24 protein-coding genes and 2 pseudogenes are annotated in these 26,413 nt (G+C 53.6%); 10 read left to right on the top strand and 16 right to left on the bottom strand.

Translation table 11 applies throughout. From position 1 onward, the window contains the following. Window positions 1-165: 165 nt before the first annotated feature. Window positions 166-906, bottom strand: coding sequence for a 3'(2'),5'-bisphosphate nucleotidase CysQ (cysQ, locus tag Dpoa569_RS03770; RefSeq protein WP_042872571.1), 741 nt, complete (start codon window positions 904-906; stop codon window positions 166-168). A 200-nt stretch (window positions 907-1,106) separates the two neighbouring features. On the opposite strand from cysQ, the gene Dpoa569_RS03765 reads away from it, so the two are divergent. After that, a complete protein-coding gene (locus Dpoa569_RS03765; RefSeq protein WP_042872574.1) occupies window positions 1,107-3,053 on the top strand; it encodes a bifunctional 2',3'-cyclic-nucleotide 2'-phosphodiesterase/3'-nucleotidase in 1,947 nt (648 codons plus the stop codon). A gap of 64 nt (window positions 3,054-3,117) precedes the next feature. Here the strand turns inward: Dpoa569_RS03765 and Dpoa569_RS03760 are convergent, their stop codons facing one another. Continuing rightward, complete coding sequence (locus tag Dpoa569_RS03760) at window positions 3,118-3,471, bottom strand: DUF2502 domain-containing protein (protein ID WP_042872575.1); 354 nt, start codon at window positions 3,469-3,471, stop codon at window positions 3,118-3,120. A gap of 316 nt (window positions 3,472-3,787) precedes the next feature. Beyond that, entirely contained in the window at window positions 3,788-4,408 is a 621-nt protein-coding gene (gene fklB / locus Dpoa569_RS03755; RefSeq protein ID WP_042872577.1) for an FKBP-type peptidyl-prolyl cis-trans isomerase, read from the bottom strand. Window positions 4,409-4,676: 268 nt separating this feature from the next. Here fklB and Dpoa569_RS03750 point away from each other — a divergent pair, with 268 nt between their 5' ends. Then, window positions 4,677-5,387 (top strand): LysM-like peptidoglycan-binding domain-containing protein, encoded by a 711-nt coding sequence (locus Dpoa569_RS03750; RefSeq protein WP_042872580.1) that lies wholly within the window; start codon window positions 4,677-4,679, stop codon window positions 5,385-5,387. On the opposite strand, the pseudogene Dpoa569_RS03745 reads toward Dpoa569_RS03750, so the two are convergent. Then, a pseudogene (locus Dpoa569_RS03745) lies at window positions 5,371-5,610 on the bottom strand (DUF488 domain-containing protein); the annotation flags it as partial. The gene Dpoa569_RS03750 and the pseudogene Dpoa569_RS03745 sit on opposite strands and share 17 nt — an antisense overlap. Window positions 5,611-5,775: 165 nt before the next feature. Here Dpoa569_RS03745 and Dpoa569_RS03740 point away from each other — a divergent pair. Then, window positions 5,776-6,711 carry a dihydrodipicolinate synthase family protein gene (locus Dpoa569_RS03740; RefSeq protein WP_042872582.1) on the top strand — a complete coding sequence of 312 codons (936 nt, stop codon included), beginning with the start codon at window positions 5,776-5,778 and terminating at the stop codon, window positions 6,709-6,711. Window positions 6,712-7,056: 345 nt separating this feature from the next. Next, window positions 7,057-8,103 carry a LacI family DNA-binding transcriptional regulator gene (locus tag Dpoa569_RS03735; RefSeq protein ID WP_042872583.1) on the top strand — a complete coding sequence of 349 codons (1,047 nt, stop codon included), beginning with the start codon at window positions 7,057-7,059 and terminating at the stop codon, window positions 8,101-8,103. Between the two features lie 53 nt (window positions 8,104-8,156). Here the strand turns inward: Dpoa569_RS03735 and Dpoa569_RS03730 are convergent, their stop codons facing one another. From Dpoa569_RS03730 to yjfP, 8 genes are all read right to left on the bottom strand, one after another. Beyond that, window positions 8,157-10,061, bottom strand: coding sequence for a methyl-accepting chemotaxis protein (locus Dpoa569_RS03730; protein WP_042872584.1), 1,905 nt, complete (start codon window positions 10,059-10,061; stop codon window positions 8,157-8,159). Between the two features lie 454 nt (window positions 10,062-10,515). Beyond that, complete coding sequence (locus tag Dpoa569_RS03725) at window positions 10,516-11,928, bottom strand: MFS transporter (protein ID WP_128569780.1); 1,413 nt, start codon at window positions 11,926-11,928, stop codon at window positions 10,516-10,518. A 125-nt stretch (window positions 11,929-12,053) separates the two neighbouring features. Beyond that, complete coding sequence (locus Dpoa569_RS19405) at window positions 12,054-12,284, bottom strand: hypothetical protein (protein ID WP_146411072.1); 231 nt, start codon at window positions 12,282-12,284, stop codon at window positions 12,054-12,056. Window positions 12,285-12,698: 414 nt separating this feature from the next. Further along, window positions 12,699-13,148, bottom strand: coding sequence for a 50S ribosomal protein L9 (gene rplI / locus Dpoa569_RS03720; RefSeq protein WP_042872585.1), 450 nt, complete (start codon window positions 13,146-13,148; stop codon window positions 12,699-12,701). 41 nt (window positions 13,149-13,189) lie between these two features. Then, the gene (rpsR, locus tag Dpoa569_RS03715) at window positions 13,190-13,417 is read right to left on the bottom strand and encodes a 30S ribosomal protein S18 (RefSeq protein WP_000135199.1); all 228 of its coding nucleotides are present in this window, start codon (window positions 13,415-13,417) and stop codon (window positions 13,190-13,192) included. Window positions 13,418-13,421: 4 nt separating this feature from the next. After that, window positions 13,422-13,742: a primosomal replication protein N gene (priB, locus tag Dpoa569_RS03710; RefSeq protein ID WP_128569781.1), complete on the bottom strand. Its 321-nt coding sequence runs from the start codon at window positions 13,740-13,742 to the stop codon at window positions 13,422-13,424. Window positions 13,743-13,747: 5 nt separating this feature from the next. Further along, a complete protein-coding gene (gene rpsF, locus Dpoa569_RS03705) occupies window positions 13,748-14,140 on the bottom strand; it encodes a 30S ribosomal protein S6 (RefSeq protein ID WP_042872586.1) in 393 nt (130 codons plus the stop codon). 206 nt (window positions 14,141-14,346) lie between these two features. Beyond that, window positions 14,347-15,096: an esterase gene (yjfP, locus tag Dpoa569_RS03700; RefSeq protein WP_042874064.1), complete on the bottom strand. Its 750-nt coding sequence runs from the start codon at window positions 15,094-15,096 to the stop codon at window positions 14,347-14,349. Between the two features lie 166 nt (window positions 15,097-15,262). On the opposite strand from yjfP, the gene Dpoa569_RS03695 reads away from it, so the two are divergent. The 3 genes from Dpoa569_RS03695 (at window position 15,263) to Dpoa569_RS03685 (ending at window position 18,051) form a co-directional block, all read left to right on the top strand. Beyond that, complete coding sequence (locus tag Dpoa569_RS03695; RefSeq protein WP_042872587.1) at window positions 15,263-17,203, top strand: methyl-accepting chemotaxis protein; 1,941 nt, start codon at window positions 15,263-15,265, stop codon at window positions 17,201-17,203. A gap of 154 nt (window positions 17,204-17,357) precedes the next feature. Continuing rightward, window positions 17,358-17,726 (top strand): biofilm peroxide resistance protein BsmA, encoded by a 369-nt coding sequence (bsmA, locus tag Dpoa569_RS03690; RefSeq protein WP_042872588.1) that lies wholly within the window; start codon window positions 17,358-17,360, stop codon window positions 17,724-17,726. Window positions 17,727-17,775: 49 nt separating this feature from the next. Further along, window positions 17,776-18,051 (top strand): hypothetical protein, encoded by a 276-nt coding sequence (locus tag Dpoa569_RS03685; RefSeq protein WP_042872589.1) that lies wholly within the window; start codon window positions 17,776-17,778, stop codon window positions 18,049-18,051. Between the two features lie 115 nt (window positions 18,052-18,166). Here the strand turns inward: Dpoa569_RS03685 and rlmB are convergent, their stop codons facing one another. The 3 genes from rlmB to nsrR form a co-directional block, all read right to left on the bottom strand. Then, window positions 18,167-18,901 carry a 23S rRNA (guanosine(2251)-2'-O)-methyltransferase RlmB gene (gene rlmB, locus Dpoa569_RS03680; RefSeq protein ID WP_042872592.1) on the bottom strand — a complete coding sequence of 245 codons (735 nt, stop codon included), beginning with the start codon at window positions 18,899-18,901 and terminating at the stop codon, window positions 18,167-18,169. A gap of 87 nt (window positions 18,902-18,988) precedes the next feature. Next, a complete protein-coding gene (rnr, locus tag Dpoa569_RS03675; RefSeq protein WP_042872594.1) occupies window positions 18,989-21,463 on the bottom strand; it encodes a ribonuclease R in 2,475 nt (824 codons plus the stop codon). Window positions 21,464-21,503: 40 nt separating this feature from the next. Further along, on the bottom strand, window positions 21,504-21,929 hold the full coding sequence (gene nsrR, locus Dpoa569_RS03670; RefSeq protein WP_042874065.1) for a nitric oxide-sensing transcriptional repressor NsrR: 426 nt from the start codon (window positions 21,927-21,929) through the stop codon (window positions 21,504-21,506). Between the two features lie 365 nt (window positions 21,930-22,294). Here nsrR and Dpoa569_RS03665 point away from each other — a divergent pair, with 365 nt between their 5' ends. Beyond that, window positions 22,295-23,881, top strand: a complete 1,587-nt coding sequence (locus Dpoa569_RS03665) for a methyl-accepting chemotaxis protein (RefSeq protein WP_146411069.1) — start codon at window positions 22,295-22,297, stop codon at window positions 23,879-23,881. Between the two features lie 84 nt (window positions 23,882-23,965). Here Dpoa569_RS03665 and Dpoa569_RS03660 read toward each other — a convergent pair whose 3' ends face one another. Then, window positions 23,966-24,124: a hypothetical protein gene (locus Dpoa569_RS03660; protein ID WP_155683829.1), complete on the bottom strand. Its 159-nt coding sequence runs from the start codon at window positions 24,122-24,124 to the stop codon at window positions 23,966-23,968. 39 nt (window positions 24,125-24,163) lie between these two features. Here Dpoa569_RS03660 and Dpoa569_RS03655 point away from each other — a divergent pair, with 39 nt between their 5' ends. Together Dpoa569_RS03655 and codA are read left to right on the top strand one after the other, a co-directional pair. Further along, complete coding sequence (locus tag Dpoa569_RS03655; RefSeq protein ID WP_042872596.1) at window positions 24,164-25,105, top strand: PucR family transcriptional regulator; 942 nt, start codon at window positions 24,164-24,166, stop codon at window positions 25,103-25,105. Continuing rightward, window positions 25,102-26,369: pseudogene (gene codA / locus Dpoa569_RS03650) on the top strand (cytosine deaminase). The gene Dpoa569_RS03655 and the pseudogene codA overlap by 4 nt, the downstream one beginning before the upstream one ends. Window positions 26,370-26,413 lie beyond the last annotated feature (44 nt).

The following is a 26,413-nucleotide window of genomic DNA, read 5'->3' as shown; positions in this document are numbered from 1 at the left end:
AAAACGACAGTTCGTCGTAAGTCGTGTTAAAGATGAAGGCATGGAGGGAGGAATAACGGCAGGCGACCCGCCTGCCGTCGATAACATCAGGAAAAGTCTGGCCGACGCATCACGACCAGCAGAGCGATATATCAGAACATAAACATCTACATCAGAACATACACATCAGAATAGCGACACGCGGAACCCCGGATTCAGGAAAGATTCACGCGGCAAATAGGAGAGCGTGCGCCCGCACCAGTCATGCACCTGTGCGCCAGCAGCCAGCGCCACCGCGTGTCCGGCGGCGGTGTCCCAGATATTGGTCGGCCCGAACCGCGGATAGAGCTGCGCTTTACCTTCCGCCACCAGACAGAATTTCAGCGACGAACCGACGGATACGGTCTGGTGTTCCCCCAACTGGCGCAGATAATCATCCAGCTCTGCATCAGCGTGGGATCGGCTCACGACCACCAGCGGTGGCCTGGCATCTTTGACCCGAATGGGGCGACGCGTCCCTTTCTCTTCCTTCCAGGCTTTGCCGTCCGCCGCCGCGTACATTACGCCGGTTACCGGCACGTATACCACCCCCAGCACCGGCTGGCCGTTATCAATCAACGCGATATTAACGGTAAATTCGCCGTTGCGATTAAGAAATTCTTTCGTGCCATCCAGCGGATCTACCAGCCAGTAACGCTGCCAGTGCTGACGTTCGGACCACGCCTGCGGATCTTCTTCTGATAACATCGGAATATCGGGAGATAGTTCAGCCAGCCCACGCGCAATTACCCGGTGTGCCGCCAGGTCAGCCGCTGTTACCGGCGAGTCATCTTTTTTATGCGCCACATTCAAGGGTTGTTGACCGTTATATACCTGCATGATGGCATCGCCTGCCTCACGCGCCAGTTGGCAGATCTGCTCTAACATCGTTTCACCTCGTTATACTCACAGGCCCTTTTTATCTCTATACCCGGAATTCTATGCCATGCTTCACACTTCAGGCTGATATTTAACACGATATTCATCAAAATCTGCGATATACATTCTGGCCCCGTCGCCAGTCAACGCACGACTACCTGACTGTGCAGGCGTCGTCATGCCAATACCTCGTCACAGGAGCGACTTTTATGAAGCATAAGCTGGTGCTGAGCCTGCTTGCGATGGCTATCACTACCGCTACCCAGGCAGCCACCGTCGATTTACGGGTGCTGGAAACTACCGATCTCCACAGCAATATGATGGACTACGATTACTATAAAGACAGTCCAACGGATAAATTCGGACTGGTCCGTACCGCCAGCCTGATTCAGGTTGCCCGTGGGCAGGTCATCAACAGCGTACTGGTGGACAACGGCGACATTATTCAGGGCAGCCCACTGGGCGACTACATGGCGGCCAAAGGGTTGCATAAGGGCGATGTGCACCCGGTCTACCTGGCGATGAACACGCTGGATTATTCGGTCGGCAATATCGGCAACCACGAATTCAACTATGGGCTGGATTACCTGCATAATGCGTTGTCTGGTGCCCATTTCCCTTACATCAACGCCAATGTGCTGGACGCCAAAACCGGTAAGCCGCTGTTTACGCCGTACCTGATCGAAAAGAAAATCGTGAAAGACCGGGATGGCGCATCCCACGAACTGCGCATCGGTTATATCGGTTTCGTGCCGCCGCAAATCATGGTGTGGGATAAAGCTAACCTGAGCGGTAAAGTCACCGTGGCGGATATCACCGAAACCGCAAAAAAATGGGTGCCAGAGCTGCGAAAACAAGGGGCGGATATGGTGATTGCCATTGCGCATTCCGGCCTGTCGGCAGAGCCATACAAAGCGATGGCGGAAAACTCGGTCTACTACTTAAGCCAGATCCCCGGCATTAATGCCATTATGTTCGGCCATGCCCACGCAGTGTTCCCAGGCAAGGATTTCGCCAGCATCCACGGCGCCGATATCGCCAAAGGCACGCTGAACGGCATTCCCGCCGTCATGCCCGGCCAGTGGGGTGATCACCTTGGGGTCGTCGATCTGGTACTAAATAACGACAGCGGCCAGTGGAAAGTCACTGAAGGCAAGGCGGAAGCCCGCCCGATCTTCGACAAAGCCCAGAAGAAATCACTGGCGGCGGAAGATGCGCAACTGGTTAACGTACTGGCGGATGCCCATCAGAAAACCCGTGAATTTGTCAGCCAGCCTATCGGTAAATCCTCCGACAACATGTACAGCTACCTGTCGCTGATTCAGGACGACCCGACAGTCCAGATAGTCAATAATGCGCAGAAAGCTTACGTCGAGCACTTTATTCAGGGCGACCCGGATTTGGCGGAACTGCCGGTGCTCTCTGCCGCCGCGCCATTCAAGGCGGGTGGTCGCAAGAATGACCCGGCGAGTTACGTGGAAGTGGAGAAAGGCCAGTTGACCTTCCGTAACGCCGCCGATCTTTACCTCTACCCCAACACGCTGGTGGTGGTGAAAGTTAAGGGCGAACAAGTGCAGGAATGGCTGGAATGCTCCGCCGGTCAGTTCAACCAGATTGACGTGCAAAAACGCGAACCACAATCGCTTATTAACTGGGACGGCTTTCGTACCTACAACTTTGACGTTATCGACGGCGTAAACTATCAGATAGATGTCACTCAGCCCGCCCGCTATGACGGCGAGTGTCAGTTGATCAACAGTCATGCGCATCGCATTAAGGATCTGACCTTTAAAGGCAAACCTATCGATCCGCAGGCTACGTTCCTTGTCGCCACTAATAACTACCGTGCCTACGGTGAGAAATTTGCCGGCACCGGTGAAAAACAGGTCGCGTTCGCGTCACCGGATGAAAACCGCGCAGTACTGGCCGCCTATATCAGTTCTGAAACCCAAAAAGCCGGCGAGGTCACCCCATCAGCAGACAACAACTGGCGTCTGGCGAAGATTGTCAGCGATATTCCGCTGGATATCCGGGTGGAAACCTCGCCATCGCCAAAGGCGGCAACCTTCATCAAGGAAAAATCGCAGTACCCGATGACACAGGTGGGTAACGACGATATCGGATTCGCCGTATACCGTCTGGATCTGCAAAAATAATCCCCTCACCAAACCGCGCTTGTCCGGCGCGGTTTTTTATTTTAGGTTCGCTATCAATCACGGTTTACCAGCGCGGGCCGCCGCCGTGGTGGTGAGGTCCCCACCCCCATCCCCGACCATAACCGCGTGGCTCAGCAGGAAGGACATAAACCGGCTGTGGTTCAACCACCACAACACGTGGCGGGGGTGGCGGTGCATAGTCGTAGTAATAAACCTGGCGGACATGATGGGGCCGACGATACCAGCTGTCTGGATCACACCATCGATTGCCGTCCCAGTAATAGCCACGAGCATCACGATCACCAATGTGGAGATACACACCCGGCAGCGCCAGACTCAGGCTATTAGCCTGTGCAGCAGGCATCGCCGACAGCAGCACGCCCGTCATGATGGCACCCAATAAAAGTGGCTTAATCATTTTGTTAACCTCTGATTCACCGCAATGCGGCGGATGACTCACTTATACGGCGCGCCACCCTCAAATCGCCATCAGAAAATGGCTAAATATTAATAACTTCAGGAAAGCAATTCGGGTTTTAGCACCGTTGGCGAAATTCAGTCTAACGAGACAATCGTCAGCCTACATTTACAAGGTGTATCGAACCGTTACACAACACAAGATTCGCCTGCCAACATGGGTGAATAGCCGATGAAAAACCATGGAGCTGGCGCGACCCGCGCCTGAGAACTCAGAGGAAAACATGCCGGGTCACGAGTGAACCCGGCGGAGAAACTTACAGAATTTCCAGCAGTTCTACTTCAAAAATCAGCGTGCTGAACGGCGGGATAGACGCGCCTGCGCCACGTTCGCCATACGCCAGATTCTGAGGAATATAGAGTTCCCACGTTGAACCGACCGGCATCAACGTCAGTGCTTCGATCCAGCCGGGAATAACGCCGCTGACCGGGAATTCCGCCGGCTGACCGCGTTGTACCGAGCTGTCGAACACGGTACCGTCAATCAAACGACCAGTATAGTGAACCCGAACCCGATCCTGTCGTGCCGGAATCGCGCCTTCACCTTGCGTCAGAACACGGAACTGCAGGCCGGATTCGGTGCTGTTGACACCCTCTTTAGCGGCGTTAGCCTCCAGAAAACGCAGCCCTTCAGCCGCCTGCTCACGCTGACGCTCACGACGCACAGCATCTGCCCGCTCATGAACTTCGCGCAACGCGCGATGTACCACATCAACCGGCACCGCAGGCGCTTTTCCTTCCAGTGCATCGCACAGACCTGCCAGCAACGCATCAGGAATCAACCCTTGCAGACCGGACTCCTGCAGTTGTTGACCAATCTGCAGGCCAATGCCGTAGCTTGCCTGTGCTTCGACGCTGTCATAAGAAGGCGTAGTCATGAATGTTCCTTTTAATCTGTAAAATAAGAAATCAATGAAAAGCAGAAATCTGTGAAATAAGAAATCTGTAAAAGTGACAAAGCGCAGCATAACAGCGAGTCGATTGGGGGTAAAACAATCTGTCGCTATCTCACAACCTTATCGATTCAAAACGCTTACGTTTACAGCGCTGACGCCGAATGACGATGGCCTTAACTGGTTATCTGTCGTCAATTGCCGATATAATTAGGTTGTTTTCACCTTTAATACGGTTCTAAGAGAGGTCACCATGGGCAGAATCGCGCCCAGGAGAAAGCAATCCACCTGGAATCCCCCGACGCAGTGGCAGTCCTGCATGAACTGGTTAGCCCAGTGGCGCCAACGTAAGGAGAGTCCCGGTGAGCCGGAAGAACGCATAGACGAGGCACAAACGCTTGCCACGGCCACAGCATTGCGCCACCTGGGTCGCTGCGGACAATCATCCTGGCTACGACGCCTGTGGCATCTGCCGGATGATTTCAGTTGGATGGAACCACTGCCCTATTTTCACCGTCGTTGCATTCTGATCTTGCTATGTATGCTGTTGCTGGTGCTGCTGTGGCCGGTTTCGCCACCAGCGTCCACGCCGTCCCGTCAGGTAGAGGTACCGCTCAGCTCACAGACCGCGCCGATACAGGCGCAACTGGTGGACCCTACGGCCACCGCCAGCCAGACGCCGCCCCCGGCGACGTCTGGCATCCACTGGCAATCCTACCAGATCGCCCCCGGCCAGACGTTGGCCCAGCTATTTCGAGACAACAATCTTCCCGTCAACGATGTCTTTGCCATGGCGCAGGTAGAGGGGCAAAGCAAGCCGCTTAGCAATCTGCGGGCCGGGCAGAAAGTTCAGTTGCAGCTTAATATGCAAGGCATGGTGAGCCAGCTTGAAATCGATACCCCGGATGGTCAGCAGGTACAATTCTCCCGTCAGCAAGACGGCTCTTTTATCCGCGTTCGCTAAGCGTTACCTGTTCTATCAGAAAATCACGCAAGACTATCGCATGATTCCGCTCCCTATCACGGCTGCCATACAGCAGGGTGATGGATTGCCCCTGACGCAGTAACGCCACCAACGGCTGCCACGCCGTGTGCTGACGCAACTGCGCACGGTACATCCCAACAAAGGTTTCCCATTGCAGCGAATTGGCGTGAAACCAGCGCCGCAATTCATGATCCGGCGCCACCGTCCCGTCCACACACGGGGACATGTTGCTGAATAGACCCCAGATCTAATCTCTCGCAAATAATCCTTGACAGGATCTGCTGGTTTGGTAAAAACTGCAAACGTTCCCGCAAACGTTTCATTTGCGATGTACTTGAAAATACCCTACAGAAAAAAAGAGGACATTATGAAAGACATCAATATCGATTTACGTGGCCTGAACCCAGCACCGATCACACCTTTCACCCGCGACGGGGCGGTGGATTACGCAGCTTGTAAAAAACTGGGGAGTTGGCTGGCAAGCATTGACGGCGTGAAAAGCCTGACCGTGCTGGGCCACGCCGGGGAAGGTACCTTCCTGTCGCAAGACGAGCAGATGAAAGTCATTGAAGCCTTTGCCGAAGCAGTGAACGGCGCTATCCCGATTATCGCAGGCATTACCCTGGAAGGAACCGCAGTAGCGGCGGAAGAAGCCAAACGTGCCGTCAAAGCGGGTGCGTCTGCTGGGTTGCTGTACCCTTCCCACGGTTGGCTGCGTTTCGGTTATCAGAAAGGTGCGCCACAGGACAAATATCGCCATGTGTATGAGGAAAGCGGTCTGCCGCTTATCCTGTTCCAGTATCCAGATGCGACCAAATGTACCTACAACCTGGAGACAATGCTGGATATCGCAGCGCAGCCCGGCGTCTTTGCGATGAAGAACGGGGTGAGAAACATGCGCCGCTGGGATACTGAAATTCCGGTCATTCGCCGCGAACGCCCTGATTTGCAAATCCTGAGTTGCCATGACGAATACCTGCTGTCAACGGTATTTGATGTGGATGGCTTCCTGGTCGGTTATGGCAATATTGCGCCGGAGCTGCTGGTGGAAATGATTAAAGCAGGCAAAGCGAAAGACTACGCCGCTGCACGCGCTATCCATGACCGCCTGCTGCCAGTCACGAAGAGCGTGTACCATCGCGGCTCGCATATGGAAGGGACAGTGGCGCTGAAACATGCGCTGGTAGCACGGGGCATTCTGGATCACGCAACGGTACGCTCACCGTTGATGCCGCTCGAAGCGGGCGCAGCAGAGGAAATCATGGCCGCTATCCGCGCGGCTGAGCTACCTCGCGTTGGCTGATGCTCTCCATCACTATGTGGATGCCCGCCGCTACCCGGTGTGGGCATCCACATATTCTGACACAATGAGGGCAACCCGCTTTCGTGACGCCGTATTTCACTTCGCACACAGTCCCTGATGTCATGCATCCCTTCATCCAGCGCGTCTCTCATCCAGTGAATTTCATAGCGCTATCTGCGGCACAATGCCAAAAATATGGCTAATTCACAGGTGCCATTACATAATAAATAGGCATTAACACAGCCGTTTCCCTGGCTGCTTACGCCATCCGCACCACGCGGATAACCCCAGACACCCGGAGTCTGATCGGGGAGACTCCCCTACTGACTTAATACTAAGGACGACATGGATTCAAACGCATTTTCGCAACCTGGTGCAAACCGGAAGTTGAGCAATAAACCGGTAACACTGCAGGACGTAGCAACAGCAGCCGGTGTGAGTGTGTCTACCGTGTCGCGCGTACTGGATGAACGTCTGCCCCCTTCGCGCAGTAAAGCCGCAGAACGGGTGCGGCAGGTGGCGCAAGAGCTGGGATACCGACGAGATATCATGGCATCCAGTCTGCGTCGTGGCGGCACAGGGACTATCGGTGTACTGGTGCCACGCTTAAGCGATATGGTCATGGCTCTGTTGTATGAAGCTATTTTTCGCGCCGCAGAACGGCACGGCTATTTCACTATCGTTGCCACCTGCGGCGATGATCCGGCCCAGGAAAAACAGGCCGTAGAATCGTTGCTTGACCGCCGTGTTGATGGCCTGATTCTGGCTACCAGCCGACTTGACGACCAATTACCCGCTGAGTTGCGTCAGCAGAATATTTCCCACGTATTGGTACTGCGCACCGACGGCATCAGTCCTTCGGCGATTGGTAATGATGAGCAAGGCGGTTATCTGGCCACCCGCCATTTGATTGATTTAGGCCATCGGGATATCGGTCTGATTGCTGGTCCTCATTTCACCTCAGGTGCGCGTGATCGCCGCCTGGGATTTCAGCGTGCTATGCAAGAAGCAGGATTGCCAATACGCCCCGAATGGATTCGTGAGTCAGGCTTTGGTATTGAATCAGGAGAAAAGGAAGGGTTGGCACTGCTCACGCCGACAAACCGCCCCAGCGCCATTTTTGCGATCAATGACGATCTGGCGATAGGCGTCATGGCTGCCGCACACCGTGTCGGCCTGGCAATTGGTCAGGATCTGTCGCTGGTAGGGTATAACGATATTCCGCTGGTAGCGCGCCTGCCGGTGCCGCTTTCGTCGGTGCATGTGCCGTTGGATCATGTCGCCTCGCTGGCAGTGGATCTGTTGCTTTCACCTCCACATGGCGATGCGCCCATCAGTCGGGTGATTCCCAGCCTGATCCCCCGCAGCTCCAGCACCCCTTTCAGGCGCTGACTCACTAAAAAAACAGGCCGCTCTGTTAACCAGAGCGGCCAGAGCGGATTGCGTTACGATAACAACCGACGCGCCGACACCAGCGCCGCAGGGCGACCATAGTCTGATTCCGCATCATCATCACTGCCTTCAGGCAGATGGAAGACCGCAATCAATTCAGCCAGACGCGCCACTTGCTCTTCCAGCGCATGTGCCGCTAACGAGGATTCACTGACCATGGAGGCATTCTGCTGGATGGTCGAATCCATTTCGGTCACAGCGCTACCGATCTGCGAAATACCACGGCTCTGTTCATCAGACGCGATAGCGATTTCGCTCATCAGGTTATTGACCGAGTTTACCGACTCGACGATTTCATCCATAGTCGCGCCCGCTTTCGTCACCAGCTCCGCCCCCACATCCACACGGGAAACCGATTCAGAAATCAGCGATTCAATCTCTTTGGCCGCCTGAGAACTGCGCTGCGCCAAACTGCGCACTTCGCTGGCGACAACCGCAAATCCACGGCCTTGCTCCCCGGCACGAGCTGCCTCCACAGCGGCGTTCAACGCCAGGATATTGGTCTGAAACGCGATGCTATTAATGACGGAAGTAATATCGGAAATCTTCTTGGAACTGCCGGAAATATCGGACATAGTGCGAATCACCTGCCGGATAATATCGCCGCCCTGATTAGCAATATTGGATGCCTGACTGGTAATCTGGCTGGCATGGCGGGCGTTATCGGCATTGTTTTTCACCGTTGAGGTCAGCTGTTCCATACTGGCTGCCGTTTCCACAATCGCACTGGATTGCTGTTCCGTTCTCGATGAAAGATCATTATTACCTGAAGCGATAGCCGTCGATGCGCCTGCTACACGATGGACGCTGTGGCGAATATCCGCCACCAGCTTGCGCAATCGTAATGTCATATCCATCATGGCGCTCGTCAGCATTCCCAGTTCGTCGTTACGTTCAATCGTCACTGAGGTAGACAAATCGCCATCGGCAATGGTTTCCGCCAGTTTCAGGTTGGACATAATAGGGCGGGTGATCTGTCGGGTTATCGACCAGGAAATCAGCAAACCGAACAATACGGCAACCCCACCGAGGATTATCATCTGCAATACCGAGTTGTTAACGATCACGCTATTTTTTGCATCTATATTGTTGACAATGCTGGCAATATCTGCAGTGATTTTATCCCCCGTAGCGCGAAATTTCGTATCAGCGGTCTTCAGGTTGGTCAGGTTGTCAAAATACTGTTTGCCGACCCGACCATAACTGTCAATGTAGGCAGCAGCATCGGCCAGCCTGGCTTTTCGCTCACTATCAAGCGCCCCGGCAAGATCGGCCTGCGCTTTCAGCGCCTCATCATAATTACGCTGCTGCGCTTTTAGCGAATCTGCATTACCGACCCGCTGCAATACCTGCGTACTGACGCTCAGTTTAGCGATTGCCAACAACATCGCATCGCGCTTTGCCAGCAAGCCAGTCTCATCGGGCTTCAGCACTACACTGCCGATAGCCTGAGTCAGTTGATTCCCCCCACCCAGCGCATCAATAGTATTATTCGTCTCCCTGACTTTATTTAATGCCGCCTTCTCCACATCCAGATCCAGCCAGTACTGCTTCATATTCAGATCAAGGCTATTCAAAGAAGCAGAATATTCATCGTCCCATGATAACGTTTTGGTTTTATTAATACTCCCAACTATCTGGTTGTTATAATTCACCAGATTATTAAGATTGGACTCGTCAAAGGAAAAGAAATATTTAATTCTCGCGATTTTCGACTGATCAAGGTAATGGTTCATCTCATTCATGATCGTCGTCTTTATATAGAGATCACGGATAGTAAAAAAACGAACCGCAGCAAATCCTGAGGCGATAATCACCAACATGAGAACGACCGAAAAGCCCCCATATAACTTATGAGACACTTTCATTCTATTCATTAGCTTATTAATAAAACCCATATCTATCCCACCCTTGACGACCAGAAGAGAAAAATTACGTTATATTGTCATATTATCGGTAACGGTTTTGGTGCATTGAATATGCTGTATTCGTTTTGCTTAGGGCACGACAAAATTACATTTTTCGTCAAAAAAAATACAGAAACGTGACGGGTCTAACAATATCAAGTCTATTAATGCTTACGGGTTCAATAAATTAAAAGATAAGAGCGTCTGTTATCCCCCGACAGTCTACCGTATCTTATCTTTATTATTGTCATTGGGTGCCTGAAACGCTATTCATAAAATCAATCATCTGATGCAGATAACTATCCTTAATCGTATTGTCTTAGCAACAGGCAGTAGGTATGGCAAAACGACCACTGCCAATTTCTCCATATAGAATCAGCCCAATTAACGATCAGTCACTGATGGGTTTGCCCCGCAGACACGGGGCAAACGAGATCAGGAGCCGCTATGGCGATAATTCCTCCAGGACCTTTCCTTTGGTTTCAATCGCGTACAACAGCGTTACCACACCCCCGATCAAGGCTATCAACGCAAAGGCGACAAACACATACCGAATACCAAAATCGCTGACGATAATACCGACCAGCATAGGGCCAACGGCAGAGCCTGCTCGCAGCCATGCGCTACCAAGCCCGGTGCCGATGGCGCGTAACCGCGTCGGATAAAGTTCTGAAGAGTAGAGATACAAAGAGAAGGTGACGGTTTGTAATATGGCGTATGCCGCCGTCGCACAAACCAGAATCTGCATCGGACTGGTCGCTCCCAGCCCGGTCAGCGTAACCAGAGGAATGATCGCCAATAGGAATGCTGCTGCATACCAGGGCTTACGCCCTACTTTATCAATCGACAACGCGCAGACAATCGAGGCCAACACACCAAACGCCGATGTCGTCCAGCCATACGCCAGTGCGGTTTCAATCGGTAATCCGAACACCTTTTTATACAGCGTTGGCAACCAGGTCACCAGACCATTATTGATGGTATATCCACACACCCACAGTGCCCAAATGGTAAACGTACGCTTGCGGTAAATACCATGAAACAATTCACGCCACCCTTGCCGGGCAACAGCTTTCTCCTCAGTTTGGCGAACCACCGGTTCAGGCAGCGTGCCGCCATGGCGAATCACTTCATCCTCAAGTTTTTTTACCACGGCGTCCGCTTCGGCCAGGCGTCCCCTGGAAGCCAGCCAGCGAGGTGACTCCGGCATAAACCAGCGTAACGGCACCGTGATGATGGATGGAATCAGCCCCACGATAAACATCGCCTTCCAGCCATAAATCGGCACCAGAAAATACCCAGCGATGCCCGCAAACATCATGCCTATTGGGAAAATGACTTCATACAACAGAAAGAATCGCCCACGCTTTTTGGCACCGACGAATTCATTGATATAGGAACTGGCGACCGGCACTTCAGCGCCAATACCCACGCCTTGCAGGAAACGGAATACCATCATTGAGGTACCGCTCCAGGCAAACAGGCAGGATGCATCCATTATCACAAAAAGAACAATCGTTATCTTTAATACGCCGAGACGACCAATTTTTTCGGCCAGAGAACCAAAAAATACGGCTCCGACTAATTGCCCGACATAGCTGGCGGCGATAATCATTCCAATATCCGTCGCATTCAATCCCCATTCTGCCGCCAGTTGCGGCATGGCAAATGCGATTGCCAGTACGGTATAAGCATCAAAGAAGGTTGAAAGACCAACTACTACACGAATTGTCATCAACTGGCGGGTAATCGGCATTCGTTCAAGGCGGGCTACCAATTCAGCCGATGTTGTGCCCCCAGAGGCAACAGTACTGACGGCACCACTCATCGCGCCGACACTCATGTCATGCGTTGACATAGGTTTTTCTCCAGAAAGGATGGTGAGGATGTGCTGTGGGTTACCCATTCAGGAAAAGACTTCTCGCTATTTCCCTGACTGGCTTAATGATGTTCAGCACGCTGTAACAGTTACGGTGAGGCTGTTTAGTTCGCCGTATAACCGTCCGGTCTTCCTCTTACCCTCTTTGTTCTGGTAACAAACGCACCATGGCGTGATGCCGCCGGTTTTACACCGGCGCTACCGTTTCCTCTCATACGTAAACTGCCGCAGCATAAGCCCATCGCTATATTGATGTTTTTCATCGTGTCCTCTTTCTTCTGTAGGGTTTTTTTAATACATTCTTTTTTATAAAACGTTTGCAGGAACGTTTGCATATTTTTCCGATGAAGGGCGTATCACTGTCAAGAAGACGATGAAAATTTCAGCATGGAGTGTGATGAGTATCGCCACCTGACATTTATTCGACGTCGCTTTTCAGGTGAAAAAAATATATGTGAATAACATCACAGAAAATTATTAAGCAGAAAAAACACAGTGATGAAATTAATTAAATATTTAAATATCAATAAAATAGAGTAAAAAATCAGAGAAAGGCAGCTAAATAGCCCTACCTTTATACTGGAAATAGGTGCTGATGATCTTTCCAGTGAATGGCTAATAGCGATGAGAGAGTACAAAGATGATGGTGATACAAAAATGATGATAGCGCAGACATGATGATAGTGCAGAAATGCAAAACGCTGGCACAAGGCCAGCGTTTTACGCGTTATCATGCAGCGAAGTAAAAATTACTCAGCAACAACGACAACGTTCAGCTTAGCGAATACGTCGCTGTGCAGCTGGAAGCTCACTTCGTGCTCACCCAGTGTGCGCAGAACGCCGTTCGGCAGACGAACTTCGCTTTTCGCTACTTCAACACCCGCAGCAGTCACCGCATCAGCGATGTCACGAGTACCGATAGAACCGAACAGTTTACCTTCGTCACCCGCTTTAGAAGCGATGGTCACGGAAGCCAGCGTGTTAACTTTCTCAGCGCGGGCTTCAGCAGCAGCCAGAACGTCAGCCAGTTTGGCTTCCAGTTCAGCGCGACGGGCTTCGAAGAACTCAACGTTTTTCTTGGTTGCCGGCACGGCTTTGCCCTGCGGAACCAGGAAGTTACGAGCGTAGCCCGCTTTAACGTTAACCTGATCACCCAGGCTGCCCAGGTTTGCTACTTTATCCAGCAGAATAACTTGCATTACCTTATCCTCTCAAAGTCTCGTTAATGGACAGTGGCCGATTACTGATGACGATCAGTGTACGGCAACAAAGACAGGTAGCGCGCACGCTTGATAGCGCGGGCCAGTTGACGCTGGTATTTTGCACGGGTGCCAGTGATGCGGCTCGGTACAATTTTACCACTTTCAGTGATGTAGTTTTTCAGCGTTGCGATGTCTTTATAGTCAATCTCTTGAACGCCTTCCGCGGTGAAACGGCAGAACTTGCGACGACGGAAATAACGTGCCATTTGGCTAGTCTCCAGAATCAATCAATTCAATCTGCTCGGCATGTAACACCAATTTACTGAGGCCATTGCGCCCTTGGTGGCAACTGATGAACCCCTGAACCCTGAGTTGCATACCGACCGTTATACTGTGGGTAAATGCTTGTGACGGGTGTCCACTGACAATCACGGGCACACGGCACCATGCTTGTCGGCTAAGTCCGGCCTCTTCCTGCACTGAACGGTGCTCAAGCACAAACTGACAGTGAGGAATACCCGACGGACTGACTTTTCGAATGGGTGTCTTGCACACCGTGCCAGACAATTCCAGCCGATTGGCCGTCACCACAACAATTACTCTTCAGAATCCCCAACTTCAGCATCATCATCAGCTTCAGCGTATTCGTCACGACGCTCACGGCGTTCGTCTTTCGCTTTCACCATCGGAGATGCTTCAGTTACCGCGTGTTTAACGCGCATAACCATGCTGCGGATAACGGCGTCGTTGAAGCGGAAGTTAGTTTCCAGCTCATCGATCACTTCCTGCGGCGCTTCAACGTTCATCAGAACGTAGTGGGCTTTGTGCAGTTTGTTGATCGGGTAAGCCAGCTGACGGCGGCCCCAGTCTTCCAGACGGTGGATCTTGCCTTCTGCACCAGTGATGGCACCAGTGTAACGCTCGATCATGCCCGGAACCTGTTCGCTCTGGTCAGGATGAACCATAAAAACGATTTCGTAATGACGCATCGAATTGCTCCTTACGGATTATTCAGCCTCCTGTCAGGGTCAGCCGTGGCCCATGGAAGCAAGGAACGTGTTGTGTACGGCTGAAAAAATGACGCGTAATTATAATGACCTCCATATGGGAAAACAAGCCATATTGCTGATTTCCGGCATGAGAAAACCGGAAAACCAGAGCGAATCGGCTGCCGGTGGGCCTGATAGAGAAAAAATCACAGTGTTCGAGAGAAAAAATCCACACAGGCTTCCAGAGCGGTCGGGGTAATCTTGTGACCAATGCCAGCCTCGGTCAGATAAGTCAGGTGCTGCTGTAACTGACGGGCGCTCAGTTCCCGGTACAATCGTTCACTCTCCTGCGCCGGTACCAGTTCATCCGCCAGACCATGCCAGAGCAACAGGGGTCGGTCGGCAAGCTTATCCAACTGATGGCGCACATCATAGGGCGCGACCCGTTCAGCCAGCGCTTGCAACTGCGCCTGCGCTTGCGGTTCATCCGACATTACCGGCGGAAACAGCGTCTGCGACAGCGACGAAAAATAGCCGGAACCCATAAAACACGCGACCGAGCGCAGCCAGGGGTATTGCGTCATCGCAGCCAGTGCCGTCATCCCGCCCATCGACGCGCCACACATTCCGACTCTATCACCGTCAATCAGCCCGTGTTCACGGCACCAGACCCGAAACCCTGGCAACTCCTGCACATTATTCAGCAAAATATCCCAAAAACAGCGCCAGCGCCGCGCGTCATCGCCGTCAAACCGTGCGCCATGCATCAACGCGTCCGGTGCGATAACACGAAATCCGGCCTTCGCCAGCGCATAGGCAAAATACGAGTAGACCTCCTTCGACGAGGTATAGCCATGAAAAAAGAAAATGGTCGGTAATGGCCGCATTCTGCAACCAGATGGAAAAGCATGTAGCACCTCTATTCCTGAAACATTCTCACTTCCCATCTCTACCATCATCGTCTCCTTTTTCTCACCACCCGACAGATAACCCACACGACAACTTGCAATGACTTTAATCAAATTAATTACAAAAACATCAATTAGTGTAAAATTCTGCGCTTTTTTGTCGTTAACGGCATTAATCAACCCCCAATCATGTCCCACAGTAAAGAGAATCATCATGCAGCTTGCTTTTAGACGCTGGAGCCTCGGTGTCAAACTTTCGGTCATTGCCTCCCTGAGTGTGGCAGTGCTGTTTCTTGCTTTCAGCCTCAGTCTGACGCGCTCAGCAGGCGATAAGCTGGAATCCTTGACAATGCATGACATGGAAAGTCAGGTCACCGGTATTACGGATATGATAGCCATGTACGACACGAGCCTGCAGGCCAGCGTCAACAACTACACCAATCTGTTTGCCAGCTTTCTTCCTTCTCGTTTCACCGTAGATAATCAGGCGCGTTTACCCATCAGCGGCACCACCGCGCCGACACTGAAGTCCGGTGATACCATTCTCAATATGAATACCGCCGTTACCGACGATTTCTTCAACCGTACCGGCGCTATCTCCACCATTTTCGTGCGCGATGGCGACGACTTCGTACGCATCGCCACATCGCTAAAAAAAGAGGACGGCTCACGCGCCATCGGCACCAAACTGGATCGCACCAGTCCGGCGTTTACCTCAGTCTCCGGCAACAACGCTTTTAGCGGGTTGGCGGTACTGTTCGGCAAACAATATATCACCCAGTACCAACCGGTTACCGACGCCAGCGGTAACGTCATCGCCATTCTGTTCGTCGGGATTGATATCAGCAAAGAATTTGCCCTAATGCAAAAACGCATTCTGGATAAGCAAATTGGTGATACCGGCCATTTTATCGTACTCAACAAGGCAGACGCCGCAGCCGGCACCTATCTGGTACACCCGACGCTGATCGGGCAAAAACCGAACTGGTCTGGCGATGTACTGCAACGGGTGTTGAAAAATGACAGCGGCAGTCTGGAATACGCCGATAACAGCCTGAACGGCGATGATCGTACCCAAGTGATGGTGTACCGCAGCGTACCGCAATGGAAATGGGTTGTCGTCGGCACCATCAGCAAAGCCAGCCTGCTTGCGGAAATCACCACTATCCGCAATCTGTTTTTAGGCGGTGGTATCGCGCTGGTAGCACTGTTTGCCCTGTTCTTTGTCTATCTCATCCGCCGCTGGTTAAGCCGGCCATTGGATGAAGTGGTTAACGTGGCGGAACAGTTCGCCGCCGGGAATCTACAGGCTACGCTTACCACCCAGAGTCAGGATGAAGTAGGCAGGTTGGTAGACGCCATCAACGGTATGGGACACGGCCTGACCCGGCTGGTGTCGCAGGTGCGTGATGCTGAGCAGGAGATCGCCGTCGGTACTGATGCGCTGGCCGAAGACAGCGGTAATATCAGCGAGCAGATTTCTCGTCAGGCCAGCAGTGTGGAAGAAACCTCAGCGACGATGGAACAGTTGGCATCAACAGTGAAACAAAATGCCGACAACGTTTCCGCCGCCAAAAATCTGGCGGCGCAAAGCGCCAGCGCCGCGCAAAATGGCAGCAAAACCGTGGCGGACTCGGTGGAAACCATGAGTGAAATCAAACGCTCATCGCAGAAGATAGCCGACATCACCACCACTATTGAGTCCATCGCATTTCAGACTAACATTCTGGCGCTCAACGCCGCCGTGGAAGCCTCTCGCGCTGGCGAGCACGGCAAGGGCTTCGCCGTGGTCGCCGCCGAGGTACGCTCGCTGGCCCAGCGCAGCGCTTCAGCGGTGAAGGAAATCGAAGCGCTGATTGCCGAATCTTTGCATCAGATCGAAACCGGCTACCATTTCTCGGAAAAAACCCGCACGGTCATGGACGATCTGCTGCAACGCAGCCAGCAGGTCAGCACAATCGTCAACGATATTGATCTCGCCTCACGCGAACAAGCGCTGGGAATCGAGCAGGTTAATGTGGCTATCAGCCAGATTGGACAAGCGATTCACCAGAACGCCTCGCTGGTACAAAACTCGGTAAACACGGCCCAAGGGCTACGTGAGAAAGGCCACCATCTGAGCGATGTCGTCAGCGTGTTCGCCATCCAGCATTGATCGTTTCAGGCACGGATCGTTTCAAACCTCCGCTGGCTAGCGGCGGAGGTTTGCCGTAGTGCGTTTTCCCCTTTACACGCCAGCGGTATCTCTCTTTTCCTCAAGCGGTTACACTACCTGTACTTTCACACTGAACTGAGTGGAGCATTGCATTATGGCTCGCCTATCATGGCTGTTTAGTCCGACGCTCTGGCGCAAGGTATTGTTAAGCACCACGCTGTCGATGTTACTCAGCAGTTGCGCGTTGCTGGCTGGCAAACCGGTTCCGCCACCACCCCCCGCAAAACAGGCAGTCGAAGTCTCCAGAGAGCAAAGCTATCTACTGCAAAAGACCGGGTCTGTCTCGGTCACTGTATACGGCAGCCTGGATGATGCGGTACAGGAAATACAGCGTCAGGCCAACGCACGTGGTATGCCTTACTACCAGGTCGTCAGCCTGACAGAAAACGAACATGTGCTGCGGAATAGCTGGCACGGTTATGCGGTCTTCTATCGGCCATTGCCAACCGCGCCACGACCATGAACCGCTCAGACAAAATCAGTACCACTACAGCAAGATTGAGAGGATAAGGATGAAAACAAAGATTGCCGCCATCGCGTTGTTACTGCTGACCAGCGGCTTTAGCGGTGCGGTCGCGGCTTCGGAGTATCCGTGCCGCAGCCCGGAATGGAATGCCTGGATAGAATCGCTGGTCAACACACGCGAACTGCTGGGTAATGTCGATATCGGGTCGTTGGTGTGGCAGCAGGCGGTAGAAAGCCGTTTACCCGCCTCGTCCTGGCCATCGCGCAATTCGGTACTATGGTGCGCGGCGGTAGAACAGAAAATCGCCAGCCTGAAGAAATAACGCCTGTCTTCACCCGATAGCACTTCATCCGATAGCAACAGGGCAACCCGTGACGGTTGCCCTGTTGCCGGATATCTCCCCGGTGTCGGTTTCTTTTAGCGCACGCCCGCCACCGTTACACCAAACGCTGACGCACCGCCTCAAACAGGCAGACGCCGGTGGCGACCGAGACATTCAGCGACGACACACTACCCGCCATTGGAATGCTGATCAGCTCATCGCAATGCTCACGGGTCAGGCGACGCATTCCCTCGCCTTCAGCCCCCATCACCAACGCCAGTGGGCCAGTCAGTTTACTTTGATACAAGGTATGATCCGCTTCGCCCGCCGTACCGACGATCCAGACGTTTTGTTCCTGCAAGAAACGCAGCGTGCGCGCCAGATTGGTGACGCGGATCAGCGGCACCGTTTCCGCTGCGCCGCAGGCGACTTTCTTCGCGGTGGCATTCAGTTGGGCGGAACGATCACGCGGCACAATCACTGCGTGAACCCCCGCCGCGTCAGCACTACGCAGGCAGGCACCCAGATTGTGCGGGTCGGTCACCCCATCCAGCACCAGCAGGAACGGAGTATCCAACGATGCCAGCAGCCCCGGCAGGTCGTTTTCCTGATACTGTCTGCCTTCTTTCACCCTGGCGACAATGCCCTGATGCACCGCGCCATCCACCTTATCATCCAGCCACTGGCGGCTGGCAACCTGCACCGCGATGCCGTTGGCTTCCAGCTCGGTGATCAGCGGTTGCAGGCGGCGGTCTTCACGCCCTTTTAGGATGAACACGTCCAGAAAACGTTGGGGATCTTGTTCCAGCAGCGCTTTCACCGCATGGATGCCGTAAATAATTTCGCTCATTACTACTCTTTAATAATACGCTTCAAACAGGTTAAGGCAGCCAACCCGGCTGCCCATGATACACATACAACGGTCAGGCGACCTGCGTCACTCTGCCGGTTTCGTCTTTTTGCTGGCGCGCTTAGCGCGAGTGGCTGCCGCAATCTTACGCGTTTTTTCAGCGTTCTTTTGCGATTTTGCCGCCTTCTTTTTACCGCCGGTTTTCTCCTTACCTTTATCCTTGCTGGCAGGCTGGCGTTTTTTACCGTCGCCTTCAGGGCGGAACGCGCTATCCGGCTCAAAGTTGGCGCGCTGGCCGGTGCGCCGACGACGCGGTGGCTTCGCGCCTGCATCGCTGCCTTTCTTCACCCGATCACGCGCGGTTTTGCCTGCACCACGCACCTTACGGGTGGAAGAGATCAACGCAAAATCAATCTTGCGTTCATCCATGTGTACCGCTTCAACACGGATTTCCACCTCGTCCCCCAGTCGATAAGTCTGACCACGGGATTCGCCGATCAAACGCTGGCCGACGTTGTCATAGCGATAATAATCGTTATCCAGCGTGGAGACGTGCACCAGACCATCGATAAACAGGTCATTGAGGCGTACGAAGAAACCAAAACCGGTGACGCTGGAGATAATGCCGGTAAAGGTTTCCCCAACATGATCCTGCATGAAGTCACACTTCAGCCAGTCGGCCACATCACGCGTAGCTTCGTCGGCCCGGCGTTCCGTCATCGAGCAGTGCTCGCCCAGTTGTAACATCTCGTTGAAATCGGCGTGCCAGCCACCGCTGTGAGTCCAGCGGGCTTTACGGTCGCTCAACAGATACTTAATGGCACGGTGCAGCGACAGGTCCGGATAACGCCGGATAGGCGAGGTAAAGTGTGCATACGAGGTCAGCGCCAGCCCAAAGTGACCGCGGTTTTCCGGGTCGTAGATAGCCTGCTTCATTGAGCGCAGCAGCATAGTCTGCAACATTTCATGATCGGGCCGCTCAGCGATGGAATTCATCAGTTCGGCATAATCTTTCGGCTGCGGTTTCATGCCGCCGTTCAGCGTCAGCCCCAGCTCGCCAAGCACGCTGCGCAGCGCCAGCACATGGTCTTCGCTGGGCTGGTCATGCACACGGAACAACGCCGGCTCTTCGCTCTTCTCGACAAACTTCGCCGCCGAGATATTCGCCAGAATCATGCACTCTTCAATCAGCTTGTGCGCATCGTTACGCACCACCGCTTCCACCCGTTCGATGCGACGTTCAGCGTTAAAGATGAATTTGGCTTCTTCGGTTTCAAATGCGATACCGCCACGCACCTCACGCGCATGTTCCAGCACCTTATACATCCGGTGCAGCTCTTCCAGCGGTGCCACCAGCGGCTGGTAATGCTCGCGCAACGCGTCGTCGCCCTGCAAAATATTCCACACCTTGGTGTAGGTGAGACGGGCATGAGAACTCATCACCGCTTCATAGAATTGGTAGCCGGATAATTTGCCCTGCGCGGAAACGGTCATTTCACACACCATACACAGGCGATCTACCTGTGGGTTGAGCGAACACAGCCCGTTGGAAAGCACTTCCGGCAGCATCGGCACCACCTGCGACGGGAAGTAAACCGAGGTGCCGCGCGCGCGGGCCTCATGGTCCAACGCCGTACCAGGACGCACATAGTAGCTGACGTCAGCGATAGCCACCCACAGTCGCCAGCCGCCGCCGCGTTTCTTCTCACAGTACACGGCGTCGTCAAAATCGCGCGCGTCTTCACCGTCAATGGTGACCAGCGGCAGTTTACGTAAATCGACCCGGCCTTGTTTGGCGTCTTCCGGCACCTCTTCCGTCAGGTCACTCACCTGCTCTTCCACTTTGGGCGGCCAACTATGCGGGATCTCATGGGTGCGTAGCGCGATGTCTACCACAAGCCCGGTCCCCATGTTATCGCCGAGAATCTCCACTATCTTGCCGATAGCCTTGGTGCGGCGGGTCGCACGTTGGGTCAGATCCACTACCACCACCGACCCCATACGGGCACCGGCGATAAATTCCGGCGGAATCAGGATGTCAAAACTCAGGCGGCTGTCGTCCGGCACCACAAAACCGGTGCCGGCTTCGGTGAAGTAACGCCCGACTATCTGGCTGTTGCGCGGCTCCAGTACGCGTACGATGCGCCCTTCCCGACGTCCCCGGCGGTCTTCCCCCAGCGACTGAGCCAGCACCACATCGCCATGAATCACGGTTTTCATTTGTTCGGCGGACAGGTAAAGGTCATCTTTACGCCCTTCCACCCGCAGAAAACCATAGCCATCACGATGACCAATCACCGTACCGCGCAGCAAATCCAGTTTTTCCGGCAGCGCGTAACACTGGCGGCGAGTAAACACCAGTTGTCCATCACGCTCCATGGCGCGCAGCCGACGACGCAACCCTTCCAGTTGTTCATCGCTGGTCAGTTGTAGATCAGAAGCCAACTCCTCGCGGCTGATAGGCGTATCTCGTTTTGCCAGATGCTCCAGAATGTACTCGCGGCTGGGGATAGGGAATTCGTATTTTTCTGCTTCACGTTCCAGAAACGGATCTTGTGACATTGCGGTTCCTCCGTTGTCATCAGCAGTTGGCTGAACAGGCTTAATCAACCAGAAGTAATTTATAGAGGGGCGGATTTTCTTCCACCATATCGGCGAGCGTATAATTATCCAGTTCTTTCAGGAAATTCTGTACCGCCTGATGCAAGGCTTGCTTTAAACGGCAGGCGGGGGTGATATGACAAAACTCCTTGCTACAGTTAACCAGAGAGAGCGGCTCCAATTCCCGCACCACATCGCCAATGCGGATAGCAGACGGATCGCGTCCCAATCGGATGCCGCCATTTTTACCGCGTACGGCCATAACCAACCCGGCATGACTCAGTTGATTGACTATCTTCACCATATGATTGCGTGACACGCCATACACTTCAGTGACTTCTGAAATGCTGGTCATTTTGCCCTCCGGCAGTGACGCCATATAAATCAGCGCTCGCAAACCATAATCTGTAAAACTTGTTAACTGCACAGAAACCTCGGAAACCTTGCCGGACATTCATTCGACTGCCCCGGAAAACGCGGACCAGAACTGGTATGGCGCTCGCCAGCCAAGGCATCGGCCCATTATGTTCATTTTTTATCAGCAGATGATAAACCAGTGATCAGCGCCGGGCGAATTTATTTAGCGCCATTTGATCTTCCCTAAAGATTAATTCCCCGAATATATATATATTTCCATTCACAAAATATAAGAGAATCTCACTTTCTAACGGACTGTTTCATCTGCTATGTTCTGAACAAAATTACCCCTACAGCACCTTAACGTACGGCGAGCCATAAACAGGCTTTGTCAGTGGTTTTTTTGTTCTCTGCACACACATAGGAAATGGAACCATGCGTTTAAAAAATATCTCCATCCGTACCGGTCTGCTGACGCTGCTGGCCGTTATCACCCTGTTATTACTGCTGGTCAGCGGTATGGGGATTCAGGCTATCAATAAGAGCCGCGCTTCCCTGACGTCGCTCAATCAGATCCAGGGTGAACAGTTGGGCGCGTTGATGAATGGTTATAACCTGACGTTACGTGCCAGAGCGTCCGCTACGCTGGCGGTACGTAAAATAGAAATCGGGTTGCTGGACGTAGGCGCCAAAGAAACGGATAAATTGGACAGCTACGTACAACAATCCGACAAGGAAATTCGCCAGTTCAGCAGTGTGGAAACCACGAGCGAACCAGAACAGAAACTGGCGCAACAGGTGTTGAAAAGTTATCAGGATTACCTGAACCAGGGGCTAAAACCGATGTTAGACGCCCTGAAAAGACAGTACACCGACGAATATTACACCTTGCTGGAAAACAATCTGACCCCGCTTAGCGATGCGTTTGATAAATCCATCCAGAATTTCCGCAGCTACTCCCAACAACTCTCCGCACAACACATCCAACAGGCCAATAGCAACGAACGGTTAATGCTGATGCTGATCGGGTTTGCCTGTTTGTTATCTTTGCTGCTGGTACTGCTGGGTTGGTTGGCATTGCGCCACATGCTGCTCAAACCGCTGGACAACGCTATTGAGCAACTGGAGCACGTGGCTTCCGGTGATTTGACCCGCCGCGTTACGCCTGCAGGCAACAATGAACTGGGGCGGCTGAACGATGCCATCGAGCGTATGCAACTGGCGTTGCTGAATTCAGTCGGTCAGGTACGTGACGCCAGTTATCAGATTGATCAAGGCAGTCGTGAACTGTTCAGCGGTAACCGCCATCTGGCAGAACGCACCGAGGAGTCGGTCGCGGCGCTGGAGCAGACAGCCGCCAGCCTGGAAGAACTGAGTGCGACGGTTAAACGCAATGCCGATAACGCTGAACTGGCCCACCAGTTGACCAATCAGGTTTCCGACACCACGGATCGCGGCAATGAATCCGTTAACTATGTAGTGGAGAAAATGCGTGAAATCGCCACCAGCGCCAAACGCATCAGCGATATTCTCGGCGTTATCGACGGCATTGCCTTCCAGACCAACATTCTGGCGCTCAACGCCGCCGTGGAAGCCGCCCGCGCCGGTGAGCAGGGCAAAGGTTTTGCCGTGGTCGCAGGCGAAGTGCGGAATCTGGCGCAGCACAGCGCCCAGGCCGCCAAAGAGATCCGCACGCTGATTCTGGACTCTCAGTCCCATGTGTCGCAAGGGCTGGATCTGGCGGCCAAAGCGGGTGAAACCATGGACGACGTAGCGGAAGAGATCAACCGCATCACCAGCCTGATGAAAGAGATCTCCTACGCCTCTCAGGAACAGCATCGCGGCATTGAACAGGTGAATATCGCCTTCACCCAGATTGACAAAGTAGCCCAGCAGAATGCTTCGCTGGTCAAGGCATCGACCGACACTACCCAATCGCTGGAAGAGCAGTCTCGCCAGTTGGTGCAGGCAATGGCGATGTTCCGTATTGAAGAGCATACGCCTCTGCTGCAAACACGCTGATTCCCCCTCTGCTTCGGCAGTGGCCATCACGGCCACTGCCGTTTCTTAGTCTTAGCGACCCGTCTTCTCGATCGTCCGACAGCGTCACACTTGCGGTGCATAACACAGCACAACGCACAGCAAACGGGCATGACATGCCATATTTTGACGCCAAATCATGCAGCCTGCACAGGATTGCTCCCCCATCACCGCACCGCCGCTCACAGCAAAACCGGCACGTTTCTTGCTGCGTTTCACAGACATTGCCGTTTCCCCTATCGGGACAAAGTCAGAGGGATCATCATGTCGGCATCTCATCACAGGAAGGTGTTTTATCGTCATAGCGAAAGCGACCGGGATAAATGGCGCAGCGATATTCTGCTCCAGTTGCTGACCAGCGACTCACTGGATCTGTCGCTTATTTATCTGCGCGCCGCCCGGTTGCAATGGCCGCTGGACCAGCCGCACCGGGTGATAGCATGGCGCTTATGCGACATAGCCTCCTTGTTTTCTTCACCTCATGACGCTTGCCCGGAAGCACAAACTTACCCAGAAGCACAACTGCATGGGGCGCACCAGCAGTTGCAGCAACAGCTACAGAAACGGATGCCCGACGCCCTGCCGCCGGTCACGCTCGGTGATCTATGGCTTACGGTGTTACCGGCCAACAGTCCGCTGCTGCAACAACGGCATCATGGGCTTGCGGCATTCCGCCAGGCCGTCAACGCCGATATCGCGCCACTGACGTTGCACGGCGGGATATCCGGCCCGGTCAGCACGGCCTCGCACTACCGGCGCGGACTCAACGAAGCCAGACAAGCGCTGAACGCCGCTGCGGCTATGCGGCCTGAAACCGGCTTGTGCGACTACACTGAACCAGGGGTGCTGCAATTGCTGAACGCCGTCAGCGACCCGGCATTGCTCACCCGATTTATGCACAACATACTGGACAATCTGATGGAAAATAGCCGCAAATCACCTTATTTGCTGATTGAAACGCTGGATGCGGTATTGCAGGAAAACAGCAATCTGCTCAAAGCCGCCGAGCGACTGGACATCCATCGCAATACACTGCATCAACGTCTGCAACGTATTGAACAGCTGTCGGGCAGCAGCCTGAATGACCCGTTGTTTCGCCTCAGCGCTACCGTTGCACTGTTAATCTGGCGTCTGTCCGGTTCACCGACGCAGGAAACCGCGATACCGCTGTTCAATATCCTCCCACAGGAACAGGAGTCGTTATGAAGATTATCAACGCTGCGTTGCGTCATCAGGCTGGGTTTTACACGCTGCAACTTCACAACGGCCTGATTGCTGCGATAGATGTCCAACCCACTATGCTGCCCACCACGCCGGACGCCATTGATGCCGCCGGGCAACTGGTCATCCCACCGCTGGTAGAGCCGCACATTCATCTTGATGCCGTCCTGACCGCAGGCGAGCCGGAATGGAACATGAGTGGCACGCTGTTTGAAGGGATTGAGCGCTGGAGCCAGCGCAAAGCCACGATTACCCGCGAAGACACCCGGCGTCGTGCTCATACGGCGATCGGTATGCTGCGCGACCACGGCATCCAGCACGTTCGCACTCATGTCGATGTTACCGATCCATCGCTGGCGGCGCTGGAAGCGATGCTGGACGTCAAAGACGAAGTAAAAGATCTGATCGACCTGCAAATCGTCGCTTTTCCGCAAGAGGGCATCGACTCATACCCGGAAGGCCGCCAGTTGATGGAGCGCGCCATCACGCTGGGTGCCGACGTGGTCGGTGGCATTCCTCATTTTGAAAACACCCGCGAACAAGGGGTCAGCTCGGTGAAATTTCTGATGGATCTGGCGGAGCGTACCGGTTGTCTGGTCGATGTACATTGCGACGAAACCGACGATCCACACTCACGTTTTCTGGAGGTGCTGGCAGAGGAGGCGCGGATGCGGGATATGGGAGCGCGCGTCACCGCCAGCCACACCGTAGCCATGGGGTCTTATGACAACGCTTACTGCTCAAAACTGTTCCGTCCTGCTCAAAACTGTTCCGTCTGCTACGGCGTTCGGGCATTAGCTTCGTGTCGTGTCCAACCGAAAGCATCCACCTGCAAGGCCGATTCGACAGCTTCCCCAAACGCCGCGGCGTCACCAGGGTAGCCGAACTGGACCGCGCCGGCATGAACGTCTGCTTCGGACAGGATTCCATCAAAGATCCCTGGTATCCGCTCGGCAACGGCAACATTCTGCGTATTCTCGACGCCGGGCTACATATCTGCCACATGATGGGGTACCAGGACCTGCAACGCTGTCTTGATTTCGTCACCGACAACAGCGCCAAGGCACTGCATCTGGGCGAACGCTATGGTCTCGCCGTTGGCCGCCCGGCCAACCTACTGATTCTGGATGCGGAAAACGACTACGACGCCGTGCAGCGTCAGGCTAAAGCGCGGTTGTCCATCCGCCACGGGCGTATCATCATGCAGCGCGACCCTGAACGCGTACGCTATCCCTCCATGCTGCAATAATCATCATGCCGCAATAGCGCAAAATAGCCGCTATAGCGCAATAA

The sequence above is a fragment of the Dickeya poaceiphila genome (assembly GCF_007858975.2).
GTDB classification, from domain to species: Bacteria; Pseudomonadota; Gammaproteobacteria; order Enterobacterales; family Enterobacteriaceae; genus Dickeya; species Dickeya poaceiphila.
Note: the sequence above shows the minus strand (reverse complement) of the source record. Positions and strands in the feature narration are given on the sequence as shown.